At 36.4% G+C, this 26,207-nt stretch carries 24 protein-coding genes; 22 read left to right on the top strand and 2 right to left on the bottom strand.

The window, feature by feature from the left end; translation table 11 throughout:
• The first annotated feature begins 13 nt into the window (after nucleotides 1–13).
• From dnaJ to BZG01_RS01890, 12 genes are all read left to right on the top strand, one after another.
• Complete coding sequence (gene dnaJ, locus BZG01_RS01945; RefSeq protein WP_101308144.1) at nucleotides 14–1,171, top strand: molecular chaperone DnaJ; 1,158 nt, start codon at nucleotides 14–16, stop codon at nucleotides 1,169–1,171.
• Nucleotides 1,172–1,758: 587 nt separating this feature from the next.
• A complete protein-coding gene (locus BZG01_RS01940; RefSeq protein ID WP_101308143.1) occupies nucleotides 1,759–2,682 on the top strand; it encodes an ABC transporter ATP-binding protein in 924 nt (307 codons plus the stop codon).
• An 18-nt stretch (nucleotides 2,683–2,700) separates the two neighbouring features.
• The gene (locus BZG01_RS01935) at nucleotides 2,701–4,041 is read left to right on the top strand and encodes an ABC transporter permease (RefSeq protein ID WP_101308142.1); all 1,341 of its coding nucleotides are present in this window, start codon (nucleotides 2,701–2,703) and stop codon (nucleotides 4,039–4,041) included.
• 251 nt (nucleotides 4,042–4,292) lie between these two features.
• On the top strand, nucleotides 4,293–5,261 hold the full coding sequence (locus tag BZG01_RS01930; protein ID WP_101308141.1) for a Ppx/GppA phosphatase family protein: 969 nt from the start codon (nucleotides 4,293–4,295) through the stop codon (nucleotides 5,259–5,261).
• A 2-nt stretch (nucleotides 5,262–5,263) separates the two neighbouring features.
• Entirely contained in the window at nucleotides 5,264–6,427 is a 1,164-nt protein-coding gene (locus BZG01_RS01925; protein WP_101308140.1) for a sigma-54-dependent transcriptional regulator, read from the top strand.
• A 2-nt stretch (nucleotides 6,428–6,429) separates the two neighbouring features.
• Nucleotides 6,430–7,875, top strand: coding sequence for a lyase family protein (locus BZG01_RS01920; RefSeq protein ID WP_101308139.1), 1,446 nt, complete (start codon nucleotides 6,430–6,432; stop codon nucleotides 7,873–7,875).
• A 23-nt stretch (nucleotides 7,876–7,898) separates the two neighbouring features.
• Entirely contained in the window at nucleotides 7,899–9,119 is a 1,221-nt protein-coding gene (gene hydF, locus BZG01_RS01915; protein WP_101308138.1) for a [FeFe] hydrogenase H-cluster maturation GTPase HydF, read from the top strand.
• A 26-nt stretch (nucleotides 9,120–9,145) separates the two neighbouring features.
• Complete coding sequence (locus tag BZG01_RS01910; protein ID WP_101308137.1) at nucleotides 9,146–10,282, top strand: DUF4369 domain-containing protein; 1,137 nt, start codon at nucleotides 9,146–9,148, stop codon at nucleotides 10,280–10,282.
• Between the two features lie 273 nt (nucleotides 10,283–10,555).
• Nucleotides 10,556–11,356, top strand: coding sequence for an ABC transporter substrate-binding protein (locus BZG01_RS01905; RefSeq protein ID WP_218972981.1), 801 nt, complete (start codon nucleotides 10,556–10,558; stop codon nucleotides 11,354–11,356).
• Nucleotides 11,357–11,417: 61 nt separating this feature from the next.
• Nucleotides 11,418–11,897: a pantetheine-phosphate adenylyltransferase gene (gene coaD, locus BZG01_RS01900; protein WP_101308136.1), complete on the top strand. Its 480-nt coding sequence runs from the start codon at nucleotides 11,418–11,420 to the stop codon at nucleotides 11,895–11,897.
• A 4-nt stretch (nucleotides 11,898–11,901) separates the two neighbouring features.
• Nucleotides 11,902–13,038 (top strand): serine hydrolase domain-containing protein, encoded by a 1,137-nt coding sequence (locus tag BZG01_RS01895; protein WP_101308135.1) that lies wholly within the window; start codon nucleotides 11,902–11,904, stop codon nucleotides 13,036–13,038.
• Between the two features lie 24 nt (nucleotides 13,039–13,062).
• The gene (locus BZG01_RS01890) at nucleotides 13,063–14,466 is read left to right on the top strand and encodes a TlpA family protein disulfide reductase (protein WP_101308134.1); all 1,404 of its coding nucleotides are present in this window, start codon (nucleotides 13,063–13,065) and stop codon (nucleotides 14,464–14,466) included.
• Between the two features lie 14 nt (nucleotides 14,467–14,480).
• Here the strand turns inward: BZG01_RS01890 and BZG01_RS01885 are convergent, their stop codons facing one another.
• Nucleotides 14,481–15,080 carry an NUDIX hydrolase gene (locus tag BZG01_RS01885; RefSeq protein WP_180327174.1) on the bottom strand — a complete coding sequence of 200 codons (600 nt, stop codon included), beginning with the start codon at nucleotides 15,078–15,080 and terminating at the stop codon, nucleotides 14,481–14,483.
• Between the two features lie 93 nt (nucleotides 15,081–15,173).
• On the opposite strand from BZG01_RS01885, the gene pyrE reads away from it, so the two are divergent.
• From pyrE to BZG01_RS01865, 4 genes are all read left to right on the top strand, one after another.
• Nucleotides 15,174–15,806, top strand: a complete 633-nt coding sequence (gene pyrE, locus BZG01_RS01880; protein ID WP_101308132.1) for an orotate phosphoribosyltransferase — start codon at nucleotides 15,174–15,176, stop codon at nucleotides 15,804–15,806.
• An 88-nt stretch (nucleotides 15,807–15,894) separates the two neighbouring features.
• Nucleotides 15,895–16,392, top strand: coding sequence for a hypothetical protein (locus tag BZG01_RS01875; RefSeq protein ID WP_101308131.1), 498 nt, complete (start codon nucleotides 15,895–15,897; stop codon nucleotides 16,390–16,392).
• A gap of 83 nt (nucleotides 16,393–16,475) precedes the next feature.
• Nucleotides 16,476–16,799, top strand: a complete 324-nt coding sequence (locus BZG01_RS01870) for a hypothetical protein (protein WP_101308130.1) — start codon at nucleotides 16,476–16,478, stop codon at nucleotides 16,797–16,799.
• Between the two features lie 121 nt (nucleotides 16,800–16,920).
• Nucleotides 16,921–19,191, top strand: coding sequence for a TonB-dependent receptor (locus BZG01_RS01865; protein WP_101308129.1), 2,271 nt, complete (start codon nucleotides 16,921–16,923; stop codon nucleotides 19,189–19,191).
• A 19-nt stretch (nucleotides 19,192–19,210) separates the two neighbouring features.
• On the opposite strand, the gene BZG01_RS01860 is transcribed toward BZG01_RS01865, so the two are convergent.
• Nucleotides 19,211–19,960, bottom strand: coding sequence for a biotin--[acetyl-CoA-carboxylase] ligase (locus BZG01_RS01860; RefSeq protein WP_101308128.1), 750 nt, complete (start codon nucleotides 19,958–19,960; stop codon nucleotides 19,211–19,213).
• A gap of 336 nt (nucleotides 19,961–20,296) precedes the next feature.
• Here BZG01_RS01860 and rsfS point away from each other — a divergent pair, with 336 nt between their 5' ends.
• From rsfS to BZG01_RS01830, 6 genes are all read left to right on the top strand, one after another.
• Nucleotides 20,297–20,668, top strand: a complete 372-nt coding sequence (rsfS, locus tag BZG01_RS01855) for a ribosome silencing factor (RefSeq protein ID WP_101308127.1) — start codon at nucleotides 20,297–20,299, stop codon at nucleotides 20,666–20,668.
• A 28-nt stretch (nucleotides 20,669–20,696) separates the two neighbouring features.
• The gene (gene ftsH, locus BZG01_RS01850) at nucleotides 20,697–22,733 is read left to right on the top strand and encodes an ATP-dependent zinc metalloprotease FtsH (protein WP_101308126.1); all 2,037 of its coding nucleotides are present in this window, start codon (nucleotides 20,697–20,699) and stop codon (nucleotides 22,731–22,733) included.
• A 216-nt stretch (nucleotides 22,734–22,949) separates the two neighbouring features.
• Nucleotides 22,950–23,774 carry a phosphatidate cytidylyltransferase gene (locus BZG01_RS01845; protein ID WP_180327173.1) on the top strand — a complete coding sequence of 275 codons (825 nt, stop codon included), beginning with the start codon at nucleotides 22,950–22,952 and terminating at the stop codon, nucleotides 23,772–23,774.
• Nucleotides 23,775–23,799: 25 nt separating this feature from the next.
• Complete coding sequence (locus tag BZG01_RS01840; RefSeq protein ID WP_101308124.1) at nucleotides 23,800–24,459, top strand: phosphatidylserine decarboxylase family protein; 660 nt, start codon at nucleotides 23,800–23,802, stop codon at nucleotides 24,457–24,459.
• 94 nt (nucleotides 24,460–24,553) lie between these two features.
• Nucleotides 24,554–25,423, top strand: a complete 870-nt coding sequence (locus BZG01_RS01835) for a YncE family protein (protein ID WP_101308123.1) — start codon at nucleotides 24,554–24,556, stop codon at nucleotides 25,421–25,423.
• A gap of 4 nt (nucleotides 25,424–25,427) precedes the next feature.
• On the top strand, nucleotides 25,428–26,204 hold the full coding sequence (locus BZG01_RS01830; protein WP_101308122.1) for an SDR family oxidoreductase: 777 nt from the start codon (nucleotides 25,428–25,430) through the stop codon (nucleotides 26,202–26,204).
• Nucleotides 26,205–26,207: the final 3 nt, after the last annotated feature.

Raw genomic sequence — 26,207 nt, 5'->3', positions numbered from 1 at the left:
AGCTGAGAAAAAGATGTCGAAAAGAGATTATTATGAAGTGTTGGGAGTTTCCAAGTCAGCCTCGGAAGCCGAATTAAAAAAAGCATACCGTAAAAAAGCCATTCAGTTTCACCCCGATAAAAATCCGGATGACAAGCAAGCTGAAGAAAACTTTAAAGAGGCTGCAGAAGCTTATGAAGTTTTAAGTAATCCTGAAAAACGTCAGCGATACGATCAATTTGGCCATTCGGGAATGAGCGGTTCAGCCGGAGGTGGTTTCGGTGGTGGTGGAATGAACATGGAAGATATTTTCTCTCACTTTGGCGACATATTTGGTGGCGGTGGCGGATCTTTCTTTGGTGGTGGATTTGGCGGTGGAGGCCGGAGCTCAAGAAGAGTAAACCGTGGCAGCAACCTAAGAGTTAAGGTTAAGCTGACATTGAAAGAAATTGCCGAAGGTGTTGAAAAGAAGATAAAGGTTAAAAAACAGGTTGAATGTAAATCCTGTAATGGATCAGGAGCAAAAGACGGATCGTCATTTTCTACTTGTTCTACCTGTCACGGTTCTGGTCAGGTAACACGTATCCAGAATACAATACTTGGACAAATGCAAACATCTTCCACTTGTCCGACTTGTAGTGGTGAAGGAAAAATTATAACAAATAAATGTACCAGTTGTGCCGGAGAAGGAATTGTTCAGGACGAAGAGGTAATCACAATTAATATTCCTGCCGGAGTTGCAGAAGGAATGCAGCTGTCGGTTAGCGGAAGAGGAAATGCTGCACGCCGGGGTGGAGTAAATGGTGATTTATTAATTCTTGTTCATGAAGAAGAGCATCCGGAATTAATTCGGGATGAAAACGATCTTTTATACAATCTGTTTATTAGCATTCCTGATTCAATTTTAGGCACTGCTGTTGAGATTCCTACGATTGAAAACAAGGTGAAAGTGAAAATTGATGCAGGTACTCAACCTGGGAAAATTCTTCGCTTAAGAGGCAAAGGTCTGCCTGATATTAATGGTTACGGACGAGGAGATTTACTGGTTAAAATTAATGTTTGGATACCGAACTCCATTTCCAAAGATGAAAAGAAAACTTTAGAGAAACTGCAAACCTCTGAAAGCTTTACTCCTAAGCCTACTGCTCATGAAAAAAGCTTTTTCAAAAAAGTAAAGAACTTTTTCGATTAAGAATTAAGATATAGAATCCATAAAGAAAGAGATCATCCAATACTGGGTGATCTCTTTTTTCATCTGCCCAAATTGCAAACCCGAAGAGCAAATTCATGAACAAAACAGCAAACTTCCTGCTTCAGGTTGCAGGTATCCTGCTTCGAGAGTTCAGCACCACTCTTTCCTCAGCAATCATTCTATATGATAAGGCATACTTTCTGTCTGGAGAGGCAAGCTTCCCTCCCAAACAGGCAAGTTTCTCCGAATCAGCAGCATGATTCCCTCTCAGTCTAGGAATATTCCTTTCGCCATAGGCAAGTTGATGTGTTAAAGGGGAAATTTCACTCTACAAGTGAGAAACATCCATAATCAACAGGAAAATTTCTTATCCGAAGAAAGGAAATTATGAGTTAAACACAACCAGCCCAGATTAATCCGAATATTTATCTTATTTTGATCAAAGCAATCCGCAGCAAATTACATCGTACAAAACCAAATTAAAAACCTGTCCAATCTTCTTTACATCGATTTTATATGTTGGATTTCTCTAAATTGATTACTTTAGTTTTCAATTGAAATTTTAGTGTCACCAAACCCAAATATACATGGCATTTTTCGAAGCAAAAGACATTATTAAACAGTACGCAGGGCACAAAGCTTTAAACAAAGTAAGTATCTCCGTTCCAAAAGGAAGTATTTTCGGTCTGTTGGGACCAAATGGTGCAGGAAAAACAACCTTAATCCGAATTATAAACCAAATAACCGGCCCTGACTCAGGAGTGGTTTTATTTAATGGCAACCCTCTAGTTCCCAATGATATCACACGAATTGGGTATCTTCCTGAAGAAAGAGGTTTGTATAAAAAAATGAAGGTTGGAGAACAGGCTGTTTACCTGGCTCAGTTGAAAGGAATGAACCAAAAGGAAGCAACAAAAAAGCTGAAAGTCTGGTTCGACAAGTTTGATATTCTTCAATGGTGGGACAAAAAAGTAGAAGAACTTTCAAAAGGAATGCAGCAAAAAATACAATTTATTGTTACCATTCTGCATGAACCCGAATTACTGATCTTCGACGAACCATTTAGTGGTTTCGATCCGATCAACGCCAATCTGCTTAAAAAAGAAATTCTGGAGCTTCGCGACAAAGGGGCAACCATCATTTTCTCGACACACAATATGGGATCTGTTGAAGAAATTTGTGATCACATTGCACTGATCAACAAATCAGAAAAAATACTGGACGGACCGGTTGATCAGATCAAAAAGAAGTATAGAACCAATACCTATGAACTAACTTACACTGGTGAATTTGACAAACTGGAGCAAGTTCTGAATCCGGATTTTGAAATTGTTGAGCAACAAAAAGGAATTGAGCACAACACTCTTACCGTAAAATTAAATAATGGTTCTACATCCAATGAGTTATTGGCGCAACTACTCCCCTATTTAAACATCGTTTCCTTTAGCGAAATCATTCCCAGTATGAATGACATCTTCATTCGAGTTGTGAATGAAAACAAAAAAATCTAACCCGAAACACCTTTAAAAATGAATAAAATTTTCATCATTATAAAAAGAGAATATCTTTCCAGAGTAAAAAAAAGATCATTCCTCATTTTAACCTTTTTAACTCCTGTTTTAATTGCCGGTATCTATGCATTCATGATTTGGATGATGCTTAAAGACGATACTGAGAGCAGAACTATTGCTGTGATTAATGAGTCGCAATTAGTTGAGCCGGTACAATCCAAGGACTTCACCACCTTCAAATACTTAAACGATACTAGTTTTGAAGATGCTAAAGCTCAAATGGAAGAGAAAGACTATTATGCCATTCTGTTAATTCCCAAAAATATTTTGGAGAGCAAAACGGCAGAATTGTTCTCTTACAAACAGGTAACAATGGAAGTAAAATCGGAAGCAGGTTCACAACTTCGAGATCATATTGAGCAACTTAAACGATCAAAAATTATTGCGCAGGCCAATATGCCTGATTTAGAAGAAAAACTGGCTGCAACCAGAACTCCTATTTCCATGAAAACCATCAAATTTGGTGAAGGCGGAGAAGTAAAACAAAGCTCTACCGAAATAGCAATGGCCATTGGATTTATATCCAGCTTCATCATTTACATGTTCATCTTTCTGTATGGTGTGCAGGTAATGCGGGGGGTGATCGAAGAAAAAAGCAATCGAATTGTTGAGGTGATTATTTCATCAGTAAAACCATTTCAACTGATGATGGGAAAAATAGTTGGGGTTGCCATGGTTGGATTGACTCAATTCATTATGTGGGTAATTCTTACCGGTATCATTATCACTATCGGCACCGCAGTAGTGTTGCCAGGTGTTGATATGGATTCTTTGCAGCAGGCAAAAACACTTTCAGAATTGCCTCAGGGCGCAGCTTCGTTAAATGCTGACCAGTTAAAAATGGCTCAGGATTTATTGGGTACTTTTGACTTTGGATACGTTGCCGGAATTCTTGGTGCATTTGTCTTCTTTTTCCTTGGCGGCTATTTATTGTACTCGGCGCTTTTTGCCGCCGTTGGCAGCGCTGTTGATAATGAAACCGAGACTCAGCAATTTATGCTTCCAATAACCATTCCCCTAATATTAGCCATGTATATCGGTTTTGCTGTTGCGAAAAATCCCGAGGGAAGTCTTGCTTTTTGGGGATCAATTATCCCATTAACCTCTCCAATAGTGATGCTTGTTAGAATTCCATATGGAGTTCCGGTATGGGAATTATTACTCTCTATGGTAACACTAATCGGAACTTTCCTCTTTGTTACCTGGATTGCAGCAAAAATATACAGAACCGGAATTTTAATGTATGGAAAGAAAGTTTCCTACAAAGAAATTTGGAAATGGCTTCGCTATCATAATTAGAAAGAAACAGATAATGACCTTTGTAAATGCCTCATTTTATGAGGCATTTTTTACAAATAGATAACAGGCATGATTTTTGGAGAATCCTTAAACGTTAAAAAAACTTATTCATCGCAATAAGCCCGTCAAAAATTACAAGCCGAGAACAAAGTTTTTACTATCTTCGGTTTCAAATTGAATCTTGAAAAGTTAAATAGTTTTTTCAGGAAACACTAATAAATCAGACAATTAACTCAACCAAATAGTAATTCATGCGAATTTCTGTAATAGATTTAGGAACGAATACATTTAATTTGCTTGTTGCAGAATGGGATGAAACCGGAATCCCAAAAATTCTGAACCGTTCAAAATACGCAACAAAAATAGGGAAAGGCGGCATCAACAATAATATAATTACTGATGAAGCAATTGAAAGAGCTAAAAATGCCTTTGATACGATAACAGAGATATCTAATCAATTTGAAGTATCAAAAACCCTTGCATTTGCCACCTCTGCAATCAGATCTGCCGAGAATGGTAACGAATTTGTAAAATTAATTGAAGAAAAATACCATGTCAATATCGAAATAATTTCGGGAGACAGAGAAGCCGATTTGATTTTTTCAGGGACAAAAAAAGCGATTGAATTAAATCATGAAGTTGTAGCAATTCTTGATATTGGTGGTGGCAGTAACGAGATAATAATTGCCAATAATGAAAAGATATTTTGGAAAAACAGTTACCCTTTAGGAATGACTCGTTTATTGGAGAAATTCAATCCTGCAGATCCTATTAATAAAAATATGATAAAGGATATTGAAGAGTATCTTAAATCTCAGATGACCGATTTATTTGAAGCTTTGGACATTCACTCTGTAAAAACATTAATCGGTTCCTCCGGATCATTCGACACATTTAAACAAGTATTAGTGGCAAACAGCCCTGAACTGAATGGCTTTCCAACAACACATTTTGAGATTAAGCTAAAAGATTTTTTCAAATTGCACCAATTATTTTTGGCTTCGAGTCTTGAAGAAAGAGAACAAATGCCGGGAATGGATCCTGTTCGTGTTGAGCTGATCGTTATAGCCAGTATCTTCATTAATTATCTGGTTAAAGAATCCGGAATCAGTAAATTGTTCCAATCTTCTTTTGCACTAAAAGAGGGTGCTCTTTTTGAGTACATTGAGAAAAATACCAATCCTGCTGACAGAGATAAAACTATAGAAACAAAAAAATAAGCATGTCAAAAATTCTGATTATCGACGACGAGAAAAGTATTCGAAACACTCTAAAAGAAATTTTGAGTTACGAAGATTATGAAATAAGTCTTGCCGAAAATGGCCTTGAAGGAATTGAATTGGCCAAATCAGATGAATTTGATGTTGTTTTGTGCGATATTAAAATGCCGCAAATGGATGGAATTGAAGTTCTTGATAAGATTCAAGAACTTGGATTAGATACTCCTGTTATCATGATTTCGGGACATGGAAATATTGATACTGCAGTAGAATCCATTAAAAAAGGAGCTTTTGATTTTCTTGAGAAACCATTGGATTTGAATCGCATTTTGATCACGATTCGAAATGCCATGGACAAATCAAAATTGATTACAGAAACTAAAGTTCTGAAACGAAAAGTCGGCAAGAAATATGAAATGATTGGGGCTTCAGGAGTTCTGGAATCAGTTAATAGTATGATTGACAAAGTTGCTCCAACCGATGCAAGAGTTCTGATTACCGGTCCAAACGGAACGGGTAAAGAATTGGTCGCTCATCGTATTCACGAACAAAGTAACCGTTCAAAATGTCCGTTTGTTGAAGTAAACTGTGCTGCTATACCTTCAGAATTAATAGAAAGTGAACTTTTCGGTCACGAAAAAGGATCATTTACTTCGGCAATTAAGCAACGCAAAGGGAAATTCGAATTGGCCGACGGCGGTACTCTTTTTTTAGATGAAATTGGTGATATGAGCTTATCTGCGCAGGCAAAAGTTTTACGCGCATTACAGGAAAACAGAATTACCCGCGTTGGTGGGGATAAAGAAATAAATGTAAACGTTAGGGTTATTGCTGCGACAAATAAAAATTTAGCCGAAGAAATTGAAAATAATAATTTCCGGGAAGATTTATACCATCGACTGAGCGTTATCTTGATATCTGTTCCTCCTTTAAACGACAGAACCGAAGATATTCCACTGTTGGCAAATCATTTTATTGAGACAATTTGCGGAGAAATGGGAGTACCGCAAAAAAGTATTGATGAAGAAGCAATCAAAGAATTGCAAAAAATCAACTACACAGGGAACATACGTGAATTCAGAAATATAATTGAGCGATTGATCATTCTGGGCCAGGAAAGAATTTCAGCAGAGGATGTAAAATCCTATACCAAATCTTCAAGCTGATCATGAGAACCGAATCTGATTTTATAGGACAAAGGGAAATTCCAAAAGATGCTCTTTGGGGAATTCATTCTCTTCGGGCCAAAGAAAATTTCCCAGACCAAACAACTTTTCATAAAGAGTGGTTTATGGCCATTGGTATTGTGAAACAAGCCTGTTACCAAACTTATTCAAGCTTTTTAAAAGCGATTCAAGACAAATTTCCGAATGAAGAATTTCCTTTTCAATTGATCGAATCCAATTTAATTGAAGATTTGGAAAAAGTCTCGATAGAAATTAATGCAGGAAAACACTTTGAGCATTTTATAATCCCTGCAATTCAAGGCGGTGCCGGCACAAGCATCAACATGAATGTAAACGAAATAATTTCCAACCGGGCTCTTCTAAATGTTGGAAAACCTGCAGGTTCATACCATGATATTGATCCTTTCGAACACGCCAACGTATTTCAATCCACAAATGATGTTATTCCCACTTCTCTAAAAGTAGCATGCATTCGTCTCTTACAGGAATTGGAAGAGTCGATCAATACTCTTCGTATGGAAGTGGAAAAAACAGAAAGTAAATACAGGAATGTATTGCGTCAGGCTTATACTCAAATGCAGACTGCTGTTCCTTCCTCTTACGATAAATTATTTAGTACGTACAACAATGCTCTTTCGAGAGATTGGTGGAGAGTTTCGAAATGTTTCGAGCGAATAAAAGAAGTGAATTTAGGTGGCGGAGCCATTGGAACAGGGCTGTCGATTCCACGGTTTTTTATTATGGAAGTGGTTCCTAATCTTCAAAAATTAACCGGTTTGCCTATAACCCGATCAGAGAATTTATCGGATGCAACTGCAAACCAGGATTCTTTTGTCGAAGTTCATGCAACTCTAAAAGCTCATGCTGTGAATTTGGAGAAAATGGTTTCTGATCTCCGTTTACTGGGATCCGATTTATTTGTGAACCGGGAAGTATATTTGCCACAAAAACAGGTCGGCAGCTCCATAATGCCCGGGAAAATAAATCCGGTAATTCCTGAATTTGTAATCAGTGTTGCTCATAAAGTTTACGCTAACGATTTGATGATTAGCAATCTTTCAGGACAGGGCTGTCTGGAGTTAAATGCTTATTTACCTTCAATCGGTCATGCTTTACTTGACAGCATAAAACTACTGATTGCAGCCAACAACAGTTTGGTCAGGAATTTATTTCTGGAATTGGAAATAAAAACCAATCCTCTCGAAGAAAGTATCCTGAAAAACCCATCTGTTGCAACAGCATTATCGCCTTACATTGGCTATCATCAGGCAGCCAAGCTTGCCAAAGAAATGAAAACCAACCAAATATCAATTCGGGAAGCAAATGCCAAACTAAATTTAGTTACGGCTGAATTACTGAACAAACTAATTCAGCCGGAAGAATTGCTAAAAATGGGATTTCGAATTGGTGAAACTCTGAACAGATAACCGATTACTGTAAACTGAAGAAAATGGGAAGAGAAAGACGTCCTCATATTGGAATTTTTGGAAGAAGAAACAATGGGAAAAGTACTCTCATCAATTTTTTGGCCGGACAAGATATTGCAATCGTTTCGGATGTTGCAGGCACAACAACTGATCCGGTAAAAAAGTCTTTTGAGATTACCGGATTTGGCCCGGTTATTCTCATTGATACGGCGGGAATTGATGATACCGGTGAGTTGGGGGACAAGCGGATCACAAAAACCAATCAAATCATAAAAATCATAGATCTTGCTGTTCTTGTAATCACTCAAAATACTTTTGGTGATTTTGAATTGGGTCTTATTGATAATTTCAACAAGCAAAATATTCCTTTCATTACAATACACAACAAAGAAGACATTGAGATTTTAAATCAGCAAACAACTGATTTACTAAAACAGTACGGATCTAAAGACATTCTTCACTTTTCCAATTGCAAAGCCAATATCGAACCTATTGTTAAAAGTATTAAAATAACAATTCCCGAATCGGCCTATACTACTCCTTCCCTTTTGGGAGATTTGATCTCATACGGCGATATCATTCTTTTAATAACTCCAATTGATATTGAAGCTCCTGAAGGTAGATTGATTTTGCCGCAAGTTCAGGCAATAAGAGATATTTTGGATAATGATGCTGTGTGTATTGTTTTAAAAGAAAGGGAAGTTGATGCATTTTTACGTAAAACCGGAATTAAACCAAAGCTGGTTGTCACCGATAGTCAGGTATTTTTAAAAGCCGGAGCTTCCATTCCTTCTGATATTCCATTAACAAGTTTCAGCATCATGCTGGCACATTTCAAAGGAAATTTTAATGCTTACTTAAAAGGAACACCAAAAATATCGGAACTAGTTGATGGTGATAAGATTATACTATTGGAAAGCTGTACTCATCACAGCTCTTGTGACGATATCGGAAGAGTGAAAATTCCTCGCTGGATTTCCAACTTTACAGGTAAAAAACTGGAATTCGTGGTAATTGCCGGTTTGGATGAAATCCCGGGAGAAATAACGGATTACGCTCTTTTGATTCAATGTGGCGGCTGTATGATTACCCCAAAACAATTGGGCAATCGTCTGCAACCCGCCATAGATGCAGGAATACCTGTCACAAATTACGGAATGGCAATCGCCTACGTTCAAGGAATTTACAATCGTGCAGTTGCTCCATTTGCTAAAATTGAAGATTCAAACTCAGACTACCTATAGCGAGTTTTAGATAAAGTGATTATACTATGAAAAAATTATTTATTGCATTTCTATTCCTATCTATCAACATCTTGAACACTTACTCTCAAGAAAAAGAATTTGTACTAACAGGAATGATAGGAGGAATTCAGAACGAAACTCTGTTTCTTTATCAGGAAACCGGGGAAAATGTAATTCTTCTTGACTCTGTAATTACAAAAAACGGTGAATTTCAGTTTACAGGAAAAACAGATCATGCATTCGTTGCACAACTTGGATTATCTAAAAACAGACGGGCAAAAATTTTCATATCGCCATCCAAAATGAATCTATTGGTTCATAAAGATGAGTTTAAACACAATTTCCTGATCAAGAAACTCACGGGATCCGAAGCTCAATCCCGATACGAAGATTTTCAAGATAAACTACAGAAAAATAATCAGCAAAAATTAAAAATAGCCAATGATCTTGAATTACCGGAAGTAAATTCCGATTCAATTAAAAAGAAAATGCTGCTTGCAGAGTACAAAAGACTGAATAAATTTAAGAAAGAATATTTTCACAATTATGCATCTTCTCCGGTTGTGTCTTATTTAATTTTTCAGGAATATTTTGGCGCCAAATGCAGTTTAGACGATGTGAAAATCTACTTAAAAACTCTTAACACAGCCAACCCAAACGGAATTTATGTGCAGAATTTAAACAAACGTGTTGAAACAATTGAACAAATTTTCACCAGAAACGAATTCCCTGACTTAAGCTCCACTACACTTAAAGGGCAAGAATACAATTTTGCAGACCGGAAAGCCCAGTATTACTTATTTTATATCTGGAGAGCCTGGACTCCGGATAAAAACGAGCCTAATTATCTGGCTTTAGATCAATTACAGACCAGCTGCAAAGAAAATGGGATTGAACTGGTAAGCCTTATTCGAAATTCATCCTACAACCTGCTTCCTGTTCCAGAAACAAAAAAATGGAAGCAGTGGAGACCAACAATTGATCCCTCTCATAAATACATCGAAATAGAGAGTATAGACAACAGTGTTGACCTTATTAAGTATCTGGATCGACAATTTCACGCATTTTTAGTCAATCGAGAAGGTAAAATTATTTATCATCAGGATATTTTTGATACTGACTTACTGATATCGGAACTGACTAAGTTTGTTTCAAAGCCTTAAAGAGTTTATTTTAATTCTGATTAACTATATTTATCTGCTTGCTAACAAAAATAAACATGGATACGATACCCGTTAATTTACTGAAATTGGAAAGAAGGATAAATAGTTCCATGAATATATCCTACTGAATTAGAACAGACAGTCCGAAAGAAAACTGTTCAGATTAATTCAGTCATGAAGATGTGAAGAGGAAGGATTTTAATTATTTACGGGCTTCAAAAACATGGGAAATATTCTCTTTGTATGTTTGTACAAAGAAATAAATAGTAAAGAATGGAAAATTTCATTAAAGTTACTGATGATTTGGGAAGAGAAGTAAACATCCCTTTTCCTCCCAAAAGAATTATTTCTACGGTTCCATCCACAACCGAATTTCTATTTGATTTAGGATTGGGAGACCGTGTTATTTCCAAAACAAAATTTTGCAAATATCCCAAAGACAAGATCGCTAAACTCCCAAATATAGGAGGCACAAAAGATTTATACTTTGATAAGATTAACTTACTAGATCCGGATATAATATTTGCCAACGAAGAGGAAAACAGTAAGAATCAGATTGAAGCCTTAATGGATAAATTCACAGTTTATGTATGCAAAGTCCGCAATTACGCCGAAGCTCTCCAAAACATTCTGAATACCGGTAAAATTGTTGGAGCTGAAACCAAGGCTTTCGAAATTGCCAATCATATTCATACCGGTTTTTCGCAATTGCCAATCATGCAAAATTCGCTAAGCGTGCTTTATCTGATTTGGAAAAATCCATATATGGCAGCAGGAAAAGATACATTTATTAATTCTATGATTGATAAATGTGGTTTTAAAAATGCAATTGAAGATAACAATTCAAGGTATCCACAACTAACTGAGGAAGAAATTCAGGCACTTAATCCTGATCTAATCTTTTTATCATCGGAGCCATTTCCTTTTACGCAAAAACATATACCGGAAATCCAGAACTTATTGCCAAATACAAAAATTGAACTGGTTGATGGTGAAATGTTTTCCTGGTTTGAATCTCATCTGCTTAAAGCAGGAAAGTATTTTAAGGATTTAATTCAAAAAATAAACTCTTGACCAAAGCAAAAATCATTACAATAATTCTTACTATTTTTGTTTAGCACTTAAAATTTTTTTAATGAAACACATTGCCATATTCCCAGGTTCATTTGACCCTTTTACCGTTGGTCACGAATCAATTGTGACCAGAGCATTGCCTTTATTTGATAAAATCATCATATGTATAGGATACAATTCAGAAAAAAAACAATTTTTCCCTATTGAAAAGCGAATACAGTGGATAAAAGAGGCATTTGCGAACAATCCAAAGATTGAGGTAGAAACATTCAGCGGATTAACGGTCGAATATTGTCAGTCTAAAAATGCAAAATTTATCCTGCGAGGGCTTAGAACTGCCGCCGATTTTGAGTACGAAAGAGCCATTGCTCAGATCAATAAAAAAATGGTTTACGAATTGGAATCCATATTTCTGTTAACCACTCCTGAACATACTCCTATTACTTCCACCATTGTAAGGGATATTATCCGCCACGGTGGAAATGCCTTGCAGTTTTTACCCAAAGTGAAAGATCCTGAAGCCTATAAATACAAACAATAACCTTATGTCTAAGCTCGTAAAGATACTTGTCATTATTTTGATTCTAGCTGGTGCATGGATGCTTATTGCTCCAAATTACCTTAGAACAAGTCTTATTTATTGGTATGCAAATATTGATGACTATACCATCTTTGAAAATAAAGAAGTGTCCGTAGAAAATGGTGAAGACTGGCAGGAAGATTCAGAATATAACGAATACATCCTTGATTCGGCTGATCGGAATTATCTTGAAGACAATGAAACTGTTGCTTTTTTGGTCATTCAAAACGGCACCGTTGTATATGAAGAATATTGGGACGATTACGGAACAGAATCACTTTCCAATTTATTTTCTGCAACAAAAAGTATCGTTAGTTTACTAATTGGTATTGCTATTGATCAAGGGAAAATTAATTCTATAAATGATCCTATTGGTAAATATCTTAAAGAGTTTTCGAAAGATGAACGCGGCAACATAACCATTAAGAATCTACTTACCATGAGCTCTGGATTGGATTGGGACGAAGCATACAGCAGTCCAACATCAATTACTACAAAAGCTTACTATGGCAAAAACCTTAGAGAAGTTTCCACCAATCAGCATCTGGTTGAAAAACCCGGGGTTCGTTTCAGATATCAAAGTGGAAACACCCAACTTTTATCGTTCATTATAGAGGAAGCTACAGGCGAAACAATTGCAAAATATGCCGAACGTATGCTTTGGAAACCAATGCAGGCAACACAACCTGCTTTATGGAGTTTGGATAAAAAAGAAGGAGATGAAAAAGCATTTTGCTGCTTCAATACAAACGCCAGAGATGCTGCCCGTTTCGGACAACTGGTTTTGAATAAAGGAAAATGGAATGGAGTACAACTGGTATCGGAAGAATATATTACGGAAGCAACTAAGGCGGCTTCATATCTTTTAAATGAAGAAAAAACAGAGCCGTTAAATTTCTACGGATTTCAGTATTGGATTCTTCCTTATTCAAGGATGAATATTCCCTATATGAGAGGACATCTCGGTCAGTACATTTACAGCATTGCTGAAAAAAATACAGTTGTTGTTCGTTTAGGAAAGCAAAAGGACAAGATTAAGCAAGGTCAGATCACTTTAGATATTCCAAAGTATGTTGACATTGCCCTGAAAATAATCAAGTAAAATCATCACAAAGCATTTGCCCCAATGAGAATTCTTTTATTATTGTTTTTGTCGCTTGTCTCAATTTCTGTCTCTTTGGCAGATACTGTGCGTATTCATGGTACAAATACAAGTTATGCAGGATCAAAAATTGAGATCAAGTATCATACTGATGTATTTACCTACTCAGAAAAAACAATAACAGAATTCACTGTTCCGGCTGATGGTTCCTTTTCGGTCAATTTAGACCTCGATGAAGTTACTTTAGTATTTCTGCCTCTTGGTATTTACAAAGGATTCCTCTATTTAGAACCTGGTAAAGAGTACGAAATCAAATTACCTCCTAAAAAAGATTTATCGCCCGTTCAAAAATTAAATCCGTTTTTTGAACAGGAAGAGCTTCTTATTGGCGTGGCGAATACCCACCCAAATGATATTAACCTGTTGGTTCGCAAACTGGATGACAGGATAGATTCCTTTGTCAATCAAAACTTTAATAAAATTTACCGAAAAAAAAAGAATTCCCCAGGCATCAAATTCTCAGAAGAATTAAAACTGGAATATAAAGACATAAACAATCCTTTTTTTCAAGATTATCTGACCTATCGCCTGGGGTTTATCGAATACCTGGCATTCCCTGCTTCGTTTGCAAAAATTGAAGAAAAATATTTTGAAAATCAGGAAATAAAACTAAACAATTCTGCCTATACCAGTCTTTATAAAAAACAATACGGCAATTTCCTAACCGGATATTTTAGTCAGTTGGAAAGTGCAGGGCTTTCCAATGCCCTAAAATCAGAAAACACTTATCGTGACATCTATGAACTGATGCGGAATTATCCTGCCTATAAAAATATCCAGTTCAGGGAGTTGATTATCGCAACATCAGTTTTTGATGCATTTACAAGAAAATTCTACAGCAGAAACAAAACGATTGAAATACTATCTCAATTAAAAGAGCATAGTACAAACCAATACAATCAGGATCTGTGTGAAAATTTCATCAGAAAAATCACCCATTTGCATACCAATTACCCTGCTCCTGATTTCTCTGTTGGAAAATATCAATTGGCAAATTACAAGGGGAAATATCTGTATCTGAATTTCTGCAACACAGAAAGCTATCCTTGCCTGCAGGATTTTAAAGAAATGACAAAACTGAAAAAACAATTTGGTGAACACATCGAATTTTTAAGTATTGCCTGTGATTGGGATGTAAGCAAGTATCTCGATTTCGCATCAAAAAAAACGATTGATTGGCCAATCATCCATATAGGCGATCAACAGCATTTACTTGGGGACTATAAGGTAAAAGCCTTTCCAACTTACATTCTTATCAATCCCGAAGGCAAAATCGTTAAAGCTCCGGCACAGGGACCAAAAGAAAATATTCAATTGGAATTTATTAAGATTGCCCGGGATGCAGCAAGAAAGGCTTATAAAAAATAGGTACTAAAACACTATTAAGCCTCATTCATCACCTCTAAAATAGAAGCATAAGTATTTGCTTTAAATTCATCCAGTTGATCCGGCGAAAGCCACTTAGCTTCCTGTATGTCTTCTTCGGTTTGAGGAACCAAATTTTCTGAACCTAAGTAACTCATTTTATACCAGTAGGTTCGTTTCAATATGTGTTTGCCTTTCATCCAATAGGTGTGGTAAGTTGAATTCAATTCCTTTTCAATTTTCAAATCAGTAATACCACATTCCTCCTCTACTTCACGAACTGCAGCCTCACGAACCAACTCACCTTTTTCAACCTTCCCCTTGGGTAAATCCCATTTTTCGAGTCGGTAAATGGCCAAAATCTGCTGCTTGAAATTGAACACTTTTCCACCCGCCGCTTCGATATATTTAAAACAGGATGCAAAGTGGTCGTAAAGCTGTTCTAAATCTTCAGCAACAATAAAAATTGCATCCTTACTTTCATCTTCAGCAAACTGAAGAATAAGACCTTCTAATGACTCGTTTTCCACCCAAGCATAAACCATCCCTTCAAAATTTACACTCTCACTTTTATCTCCTAAAAAAATGATTCGATCTTTAAAAAATACTTTATACATTTGCGGTAGAATTTTAAAATGCTTCGGAAAAATACAATCAACTGAATTTCCGCTTTTTGAATTCATTTAACAATCCATAAATCCATTGAAAGAATGCAAGATACTGCTAAACAAGTCGCTGAATATTTGTTGCAAATAAAAGCAATTAAACTAGAACCAACAAACCCGTTTACTTGGGCTTCGGGATGGAAATCGCCAATTTATTGTGATAATCGCAAAACACTTTCGTATCCGGAAGTTAGAACTTACATTAAAAAAGCCTTTGCTGAGGCAGTATTGACAAAATATCCTGATGTGGAAGTAATTGCCGGCGTAGCGACAGGAGCAATTGCACTAGGTGCTTTAGTGGCCGAAGAGATGAATTTACCAATGGTTTATATCCGTTCATCGGCGAAAGCCCATGGGATGACAAACCTAATTGAAGGTGAAATTAAAGCAGGACAAAAAGTTGTAGTTATTGAGGATTTAATTTCGACTGGTGGCAGCAGTTTAAAAGCTGTTGAAGCACTGCGTGAAGCAAATTGCGAAGTGTTGGGAATGCTGGCAATATTCACTTACGGTTTTCAAACTGCAGCTGACAATTTCGCAAATGCAAACTGTAAATTAGACACATTAAGCAATTACAACGTAATGATTGATCGTGCTCAGGAAATTGGATACGTGAAAGCTGAAGATGTTGATCAGTTAAAAGAATGGAGAAAAGATCCGGCTAACTGGAGAAAATAAGCGCCGCATTTTTTATAAAAAATAATAGTCGAAAGAGAGTATTCCAATGCGAATGCCCTCTTTTGCATTCTAAAGGAGGAACAGACAAATGTCGACAACAAAAATTATTAGTGAAGTAAAAAAGATTCCCCATACAGTAGGTGATGTATATGGTTTCTTTTCCGATTTCAGAAAAATTGCCAAGGTATTCGAATTGGCTGCCAACAATCCTCAGATTCAGGAACAAATTGAAGCTCAAGCCAAGAAAAAAGTAAATTTTAAAGAATACATTGAGCATTGGGAAGCTACCGAAAACAACTGCACTTTCGTGATTAAAGGTTTTGGCGAGGCTGGTTTGGAATTTGTTGAAAAAGAAGAAAACAAAGTATTGAAAATGACCGGATATGGCAGAAGTCCTTTCGAATTCTACATTTGGATTCAACTGGTTGAAAAAGATGCTTATGACACCAGAATACGACTGACAGTGCATGCAGAATTGAATGCCATGATGAAAATGATGCTGAAAAAGAAATTGGAAAAAGGAATTGATCAATTGGCCGAAGGTCTGACCCAAATTCCTTACAATATGCTTCAAAGTATTGAATAAAGATTAATCAATCTTATGAAAGCTGTTGAAAATCTCAACAGCTTTTTTTGTACATTTCGTTTTTTTAGATAGCTTTGTTTTAAATGATTCTAAATAGAAGATATCGAATTCTTGCTTGGTTTTTATCATTGGCATTTGCATTGCCAATACTGATAAAAACACAACACGTACTGTTCCCAAATCATGAACATCACTGTCATTCCTGCACCGATAAGACTGCTTCTGTTGAGGATATTTGCGAGATATTAGCATTCGATTATTTCTACTTTACACCGGCAGGCATTACCAATATTCCTGTCTCGGCAATTTTCAAATTCGAAAATCAAAGAGTAGAATCAACCAAAAAATCGTATACCGAATCAAAGCTTTCCTATAGTTTAAGAGCTCCGCCAATTATCGTAGGTTAAATTTATTAATCTGATTGAAAGAGATCAGAAGATATACTGTGGATGAGTTTTTGAAAAGCTTATCGATTATATCTATGTATTTCAAATTTTACTACGTAAATTAATATAACTCAGAGTTATCATGATACGATATATCCTGGCAATACTATTACTATTGCCGCAATACACCTATGCCTTAGGTGAAATAAAAAACAATAAAATTTCTGGAAAAATCACCGATTTTGATAATGGAACAGCTCTTCCCGGTGTAAGTATTTTCATTCCCGAACTGCAAAAAGGAACTGTTAGTGATTCTGATGGAAACTATGCCTTAGAAAACTTGCCCAATGGCAAAATTAAAGTGCAATTTTCATTTGTCGGTTACGAAAGTTCAATCAACACCATATCAATAACAAAAGAAAATACAGAACTAAACATTAGCATGCAGTTCACTTCGGTCACTACTCAGGACATTGTTGTTTCGGGGGGGTTTCCTTCTGCACAACACGAAAATGCAATTAAAATTTCGGTGCTTGCACAAGAAGATCTTAAAAGACTGTCGACACCTTCCTTGGGAGAAAAATTAGCAAGTATTCCCGGAGTTGATGTAATCTCCCGGAGTCCAGGAGTCAGCACTCCCGTAATTCGTGGTCTTTCCCTAAATAATATTCTTTTTCTAAACAATGGAGTTCGTTTGGAAAACTTTCAATTCTCAACTGATCATCCATTTTTAATTAACGAAGAAGGAGCTGATCATATCGAAGTAATTAAAGGTCCTGCATCTTTACTTTACGGATCGGATGCCATGGGAGGTGTAATCAATATCGTACGGGAGAAACCTGCACCTGCCAATAGTTTAAAGGCAGATATCTCAAGTGAATACCACAGCGTAACTCAGGGATTGGCAACAACTGTTGGAGTAAAAGCTTCTCAAAAAGATTGGTTCTGGATGCTGCGCGCCAACAAACAATCTCACAAAGATTACAAAGATGGCAATGGTGAATACGTTCCCAATACCCGCTTCAACTCAGATGGATTGCAGTTAGGCATGGGAATGGTTAAAGATTTTGGAAGTTTTAAAATTTACTACGATTACCTGCAGCCCAAACTTGGCATGACCAATGAGGAGTCAATAGATTTAGTGAATGCAGGGAACCGAAAAAATAATCGTTGGTACCAAAACCTGACTCAACATTTAATTTCATCGAGGAACAAATTGTTTTTGGGAAACTATAAATTAGAATTGAATGCAGCTTATCAATTCAACCAACGAAGATTGAACGGAAACCCTGAATCAACTGTTTTCCGATTGGTGGATATGGATTTAAATACCTTTACATATGATAGTAAATTATATTTCCCAAGCTCTGAAACAACCGAATTCCTTATCGGAATTCAGGGAATGCATCAATCCAATACCAATCACGAAGCACCAAATCATATCATTCCAAACGCTCAAATTGATGATTTCTCGACATTTGCTCTTTTAAAGAAGGAGATTAATACTGTAGGAATTCAATTAGGACTAAGATATGATCACCGGTCATTATATGTTCCCGAACAAGAGGCCGGCGGACATTCACATGCTGAACCGGGAGTACATGATGACCATGAAGAAGAAACAGTTCACATCAACCGACAATTTGACAATCTAAATGCATCAGTGGGAGCAACATTTCATCTGTCAGAAAAATTACTTATGCGAACAAACTTTGCGACCGGTTATCGGGTACCAAATTTAGCAGAACTAACTCAACATGGCCTACACGGAAACCGATTTGAGGAAGGAAATGCAAATCTTGATCCACAAAAAAGTCTGGAATCCGATTTGGGAATTCATTACCATACTCGTAATCACAATATCGATTTTTCTGTTTTTTACAACAAGATTTATGATTATATGTATTTGGCACCGACCGATGAACCTGCTCCCGAAGGAACAGGCTTTGTATATTCTTATTCACAACAGGATGCCAAATTATATGGCGGAGAACTTGCAATAAATGCAGCTCCAGCTTCCTTTATGAAATTTCATACCGACTATGCCATGGTAATTGCAAAACAAGATAATGGAGAACGCTTACCATTTATTCCTCAGCACAAGCTAAATACTTCTGTTCGATTATTTGCTAAAGGAAATGAAGTTTTCGATGCTCCTTTTATCAGCTTAAGCTGGAAACATTCTTTCGGGCAAAAACATCCAGCTAAATTCGAAAGCAAAACATCTGCTTATGATTTAATCGCCATTCAAACCGGTACAGATATTAAATTAGGCAAATACCAAACAAGTTTACTATTTAGCGTAAATAATATTTTCAACGAGGTTTACATAGATCATTTATCAAGCTTAAAAGCATTAAACTTCTATAATCCAGGAAGAAATGCCAGTGTAAAATTTACTGTTCATTTTTAGAATAAAAATAAGAGGTGAGCTAATGAATAAAGTTCACCTCTTTAAAATTATAAATCCGCTCTGTACCATTAGCCTTAATTCGCAGCTGCCCATACTCTGTGATGCCAACAATTTGTCCCTCAAACGCACCATTTTCATCCGAAAACCGGTGCATTTCACTCATCCAATACATAGATTGCAGATAATCCTTTTCCAGCAGGTCTGACTTTTGATCCACCAACTGAAAATAACGATTTTCAATGCAGGCTAACAATTTTGTCAGTTCTTCGTCCAAATTGTATTCTTTATTGGTACAAATTGCCAGTGAAGTTGGATTTGGCGCATCTGATACAAATTCTAACTGATTAATATTTAAACCTAAACCACAAATACTGTGACTTAAGGCTGATCCCATAATGGAATGTTCTATTAATATGCCGGCAATCTTCTCATTTCCAACATAAATATCATTAGGCCATTTTATAGAAACATTCTTTAAATATCCACTCAAATAATCGTAAACACCCAAAGAAATAACCATAGAAATTTGGAATTGATGTGGTATTGGTAGAAATTCCGGTGTAAGAATGATACTTATGGTAAGGTTTTTGCCTTCTTCACTTTCCCAAATATTTGCACGCTGTCCTCGGCCTTTTGTCTGACTTAATGTCAAAACGACAGTTCCAGCTGACGGTTTTTGAGTTTTTATCAACTCCAAAGCAAAATCATTTGTTGAATGCATTTCGTTTTTGCGAATTAATAAATGGGGAGAAAATAAACATCTGTTCATGAATGAAAATTATTAGTTTCAACGAGACAATACTGTTCTGTTAACAATTGATATTTTGGTAATCTTTGGTGAAATTAATCATTACCTTGCATAATGAAAGACAAATGTAAAACTTTGAATTCGCTTAATCACTCTTGAAAACTAGGGATACAAGAATCATTTAACAGACATTACAATCGATTAAAACGAAATAAAAAGCAAGATCAATAAAAATAAATGACTGGTTTCTATTGAATTAGATACGAATTAAAGATTTTAAAAGCTTATTTCAATCAAATTGAAAAACAAATTTTATTCATTTGAAAAAAAATTATCTTTGTAATTAAAATAGTAATAATGGCAGAAAAACAAGGAAATACAACAGAAGAACTCGTTGAGTCCTTAATTGAGGGATTGCAAAAAAATAAAGCAGTAGAAATTGTTAAGATTGACTTAAGAAATATTGATAGTTCCGTTTGCAAGTATTTCCTTATTTGCCATGGAACATCATCCACTCACGTAAACGGAATCGCCGCATCGGCAGAAGAATATGTGAGAGAAAAAATCAATGAAAAATTATGGCGAATAGAAGGATATCAAAATTCTCAATGGATTTTATTGGATTATGCTGATGTAGTAGTTCATATTTTTCAAAAAGAATACAGAGATTTTTATCGACTTGAAAGTTTATGGGCAGATGCTGCTGTAACTAAAATTCAGAATGCTTAGCCAATACAATAACCTTTAACTAAAAAGAATGGCAGAAAATAATGATCAAAATAAATCTCCTTACCAAAAAGGAAAGAATGGCAACAGTATGCTTAAACCCCCAAAATTTAACGCATACTGGGTTTACGGATTAATTGCCGTAGCATTTATTGCTCTTAATCTTCTAAACATTGGCCAAAAACCACAGGAAACCAGCTGGCAAAAGGTGAAAAATGATATGATTCGCAACTCTGATGTTGAACGAATTGTTGTGATCCGGAATCTTCTTGCTGTGAATGTTTATCTTAAACAGGAAAGTCTGGACAAATATCCAGCTCTTTTCGAAAGTAGTTTTGATTCTCCTTCAAAAACAGGTCCGCATTATACTTTCCCAATTGGTTCTATTGAGCAATTTGCTGATCAATTAGAAAGTGCTCAGGAAGGGGTTTCTGATTTAAACCGGATTGAACCTGAGTATACAACTCAAGAAAATTATTTCGGTGATTTTATTGGATGGATACTTCCATTTGCCTTAATTATTGGTATTTGGTTTTATGTGTTCCGCCGGATGAGTAAAGGTGCCGGCGGAGGTGGCGGAGGTGGTAACATCTTTAATGTTGGTAAATCGAAAGCCAAAGTATTCGATAAGGAATCTAACATTAGCATCAATTTTAAAGATGTTGCAGGCTTAGCGGAAGCAAAACAGGAAGTGGAAGAAATTGTTGAATTTCTTAAACATCCGCAAAGATACACCAAATTGGGAGGTAAAATCCCTAAAGGAGCTCTACTTGTAGGACCTCCTGGAACTGGTAAAACCTTATTGGCAAAAGCCGTTGCAGGTGAAGCAAATGTTCCTTTCTTTAGCATGTCGGGTTCCGATTTTGTGGAGATGTTTGTTGGTGTTGGAGCGAGTCGTGTTCGTGATTTGTTTAAGCAGGCAAAAGAAAAATCGCCTTGTATTGTATTTATCGATGAGATAGATGCAATTGGTAGAGCACGTGGTAAAAATCCTAACATGGGTTCGAACGACGAACGTGAAAATACATTGAATCAGCTGCTAACTGAAATGGATGGTTTTGACACCAATTCAGGTGTAATTATTTTAGCCGCAACCAACCGCGCTGATATTTTGGACCGCGCCTTGATGCGTGCAGGTCGTTTCGATCGTCAGATTCATGTTGAACTGCCTGATTTAAATGAACGCAGAGAAATTTTTGGTGTTCACTTACGTCCTCTAAAATTAGATCCAAATCTTGATAAGGAATTTTTGGCCAAGCAAACTCCGGGGTTCTCGGGTGCTGATATTGCAAATGTGTGTAATGAATCAGCTTTGATTGCGGCAAGGAAAAAGAAAGAAATTATTGAGAAACAAGATTTCTTAGATGCAATTGACCGTATTATTGGTGGATTGGAAAAGAAAAATAAAATCATATCACTTCAGGAAAAGAAGACCATTGCTTATCACGAAGCTGGTCATGCCACTATTTCCTGGATACTGGAACATGCTCATCCTTTAGTGAAAGTAACAATTGTGCCACGTGGAAAAGCCTTGGGTGCAGCTTGGTATTTACCTGAAGAAAGAAGCATTACAACCAAAGAACAAATGCTGGACGAAATGTGTTCTACATTGGGTGGACGTGCTGCGGAAGAAATAACTTTTGCTAAAATTTCAACTGGTGCTCAAAACGATTTGGAAAAAGTAACCAAGCAAGCAATGGCGATGGTTTCAATATTCGGTATGAGTGAGAAAGTGGGAAATGTTAGTTATTACGACTCATCAGGACAATCAGATTATGGGTTTTCAAAACCATACAGTGAGAAAACTGCTGAACTAATTGATTCTGAAATTAAAATCTTAATCGAAACAAGTTACAAAAGAGCCAAACAAGTTCTTTTAGACAATATGTCGAAACACAAAAAACTTGCAGAATTACTTTTGGAACGTGAAGTTATCTTCAGTGAAGATTTAGAAGCAATTTTTGGCAAACGAAAATTTGGAGAGCCTCAAGGTTTAGGTGAAAAGAAAATTACTCCAACTACTGAAGCTGAAAACACAACTAAAGACAATGAAAGTCAGGCTGTTTAATCAGTCCTTACCATCATAACTTAAATTGCTAAATTATTGAGGAAACTCAATAATTTAGCTTTTTTTTAACCTCTTTTTTTCTTATCCACTCCTAAAAGATTCGCTTAAGATACCCGATTGTAATAAGTGCTGAAAAAACACTATTTTTGGGATCGAATAATTACAAAAGCAAAATCTGCAGGTTAGGGTCAGATTCAACTATATAAAATATATCAAGTGGGGAACTTTATCAAGAGAACATTATCAGCTGCAATTTTTGCAATTGTTTTAATAGCGGGAATTACCCTGCACCCAATTGGCTTTTTAGTCGTTTTTCTTGGAATTACCCTATTAGGTACTTTTGAATTTTACAAATTGGCTAAAAAAGCAAACAGCACACCACAATGTTATACTGGTATGTTTGCTGCTGGAATATTATTTTTAGCCTGTTTCGCGAACACTTACTTAAACAACTCTGGTATTTTTCTTTTGTTCGCAGTAACGGTTGTGATGATCCCCATTATTGAATTGTACCGAAAAAAAGAAAATCCATTTGTGAATATCGCATTTACATTGTTGGGTTTACTATATGTGGCACTACCCTTCTCATTATTGAATTATATGGTTTTTCCATTTAATAGTCACCAATTTCATTACGAAATAATTCTGGGTGTTTTTGTGATGATTTGGGCGAATGATACAGGAGCTTATTTAGTAGGTGTTAATTTTGGAAAACACAGACTTTTTGAGCGCATTTCGCCGAAAAAATCATGGGAAGGAAGCATTGGCGGTGCAATTATAACACTGGGAATTGCTTGGTTATACTCCAATTACTCCAACGACTTAACTCTGATTCAATGGTTGGTAACCGGAGTAATCGTTGTTGTTTTCGGATCAATTGGTGATTTAGTCGAATCTCTTTTCAAGCGGAGTATCAACATTAAAGATTCAGGAAATATCCTGCCTGGACACGGTGGCATTCTTGATCGCTTTGATGCCATTTTGTTAGTATCTCCTATGGTTTTTGTATTCTTGCAAACAATCAAAGAATTTTTTCATTAAATTTGCCAAAATTTAAATTCAAAATATGACAATTCACAAGGAAGGATTCGGAATTATTGCAGTATTTTTTATCGCTATTGCAGTTATAGATGCAATACTGTTTTTCACCATTGGTTCCGGACTTTTATTCGATATCTTCTTAGCGGTAAGCATCGCATTTTTCTTGTTGGTTGTATCTTTTTTCAGGGTTCCTAAACGTACCCCTGTTATTGGAGATAATTTGATTATTGCTCCTGCAGATGGAAAAGTGGTTGTGATAGAAGAAACAGAAGAATCGGAGTATTTTAAAGATAGAAGACTTCAGGTTTCTATCTTTATGTCACCCTTAAACGTTCATATTAACTGGTATCCTGTACAAGGATTGATAAAATATTGCAAACACCATAGTGGCTTATTCTTAAAAGCCTGGTTGCCTAAATCTTCTACCGAAAACGAAAGAACTACAATCGTAATCGAGAAAGACAAGAACATCACCATTTTAATGAGACAAATTGCCGGTGCTGTTGCCCGTAGAATCGTGTCTTACTCGGTAGAAGGCGAAAAAGTAGAGCAATGTGAGCAGGAAGGATTCATTAAATTTGGTTCAAGAGTTGATCTTTACCTTCCCTTGGGAACAAAAATTGATGTGAAATTAAACCAGAAAGTAACTGGTTCTCAAACTATCATTGGCCGTTTCTCCGATTAAATTAACAGTAACATATCCTTATCGCGAATAATATTTCAGGTCTGATCTGTAAAAAGTCGTAACTTCACGTTTGCGAACTTTTAACCAATATATCATGACAAAAATTATTCAGTTTACAGCCATCGCCCTAATTTGCATACAAAGCTCTGCAAGTTTTGGACAGCAAACAGATGTTCCCGCGTTTCTCAGCCCGGAACTTGAATTTGTTTGGGAAAGTGAAAACACTCTTGAAGTTCCTGAATCGGTATTTTTCGATGCTGACAATTCCTGCATATATGTTTCGAATATAAAAGGAACGCCCAGCAATCAGGATGGTAATGGATACATTTCCAAGCTTAACCTAAAAGGTGAAATTACTACACACAAATGGATTACCGGACTTGACGCTCCTAAAGGAATGGCCAAATACGGCAATTTCCTTTTTGTTAGTGATATTAACGATTTGGCAGTAATTGATATTGCAAAAGGTGAAATTGTAAAGAAATATCCTGCCCCAACGGCCATTTTTCTAAATGATGTTGCAGTAAATCCTAAAACCGGAACTGTTTATGTTTCCGATAATATGACAGGGAGTATTCACCGTCTGAAAAATGGAAATTTTACAGTCTGGTTAAAAGACGATCAACTGGATCATGTAAACGGCTTAACCTTTAAGGATGATTATCTTTGTGCCGGTGTTCTCAACAAAATTATTAAAATTGAGACAGACACTAAATCGATTAAAACTCTTGCTGATAACACAGGAAGCATAGATGGATTGATAAGTATTGATGACAACACCTGGATAATATCAGATTGGGTGGGCAACATACAGATGATTAAATCGGGAAAAGCTAAAAAGCTGCTAAGCTCGGCCGAACAGCAAATAAACGCAGCCGATTTAGGCTATATTCCCGAACAAAAAATAATTTTAGTTCCTACATTTCATAACAATAGGGTAATTGCCTATCAGTTAAAAAAATAATTTTATGGATTTACACATTAAAAATCAACTCTTTGTGGTTTGTGGCGCCACATCGGGATTCGGGAGTGCCGTATTAAAAAATTTAGTCGCTGATGGTGCTAATGTAATTGCCATTGCCCGCGGACAAGAGAAACTGGATGAATTGCAACATTCCAATCCAGATCAAATAGAAAGCTTTTGCGGTGATATCACTCAATCGGAAACCGTCCGTCTGTTATTGGAAAAAATAGGCAATAGAAAGCTCTCTGGTGCTTTTGTAAATGCCGGCGGTCCACCGGCAATGAAAACCTTGGAGACAAAACTTGACGATTGGGATAATGCCTATCATCAGCTATTGCGTTGGAAAGTAGAATTGACCCAGACTCTTGTTCCTTTGATGATGAAAGAAGGTTACGGAAGAATGGTTTTTTTAGAAAGTTCGTCGGTAAAACAACCCATTGATAATTTGGTATTGAGTACCTCACTGCGTCTTTCGGTTGTTGGTTTTGTAAAAACCCTTTCGCAGGAAATTGCCGAATCGGGAGTAACACTAAACATTGTTGGCCCGGGATATCATGAAACACCTGCCATTAATAGATTATTAGAGAAAAAAGCTGAACAGGAAAATATCACTTCACAGGAAGCTAAAGATAAAATTGCCTCGGGCATCAGAATGAAACGAATGGGAAATCCTGAAGATTTGGGTCAACTGGCCGCTTGGTTGCTTTCTCCTTCCTCAGGCTACATCACCGGGCAAACCATCAGCGTTGACGGCGGACAAATATTAGGAATTCACGGATAAAAA

Origin of the sequence: Labilibaculum manganireducens, from assembly GCF_002843385.1 — a bacterium.
Taxonomy (GTDB): domain Bacteria; phylum Bacteroidota; class Bacteroidia; order Bacteroidales; family Marinifilaceae; genus Labilibaculum; species Labilibaculum manganireducens.
This window is presented reverse-complemented; position numbering and strand designations above follow the sequence as displayed.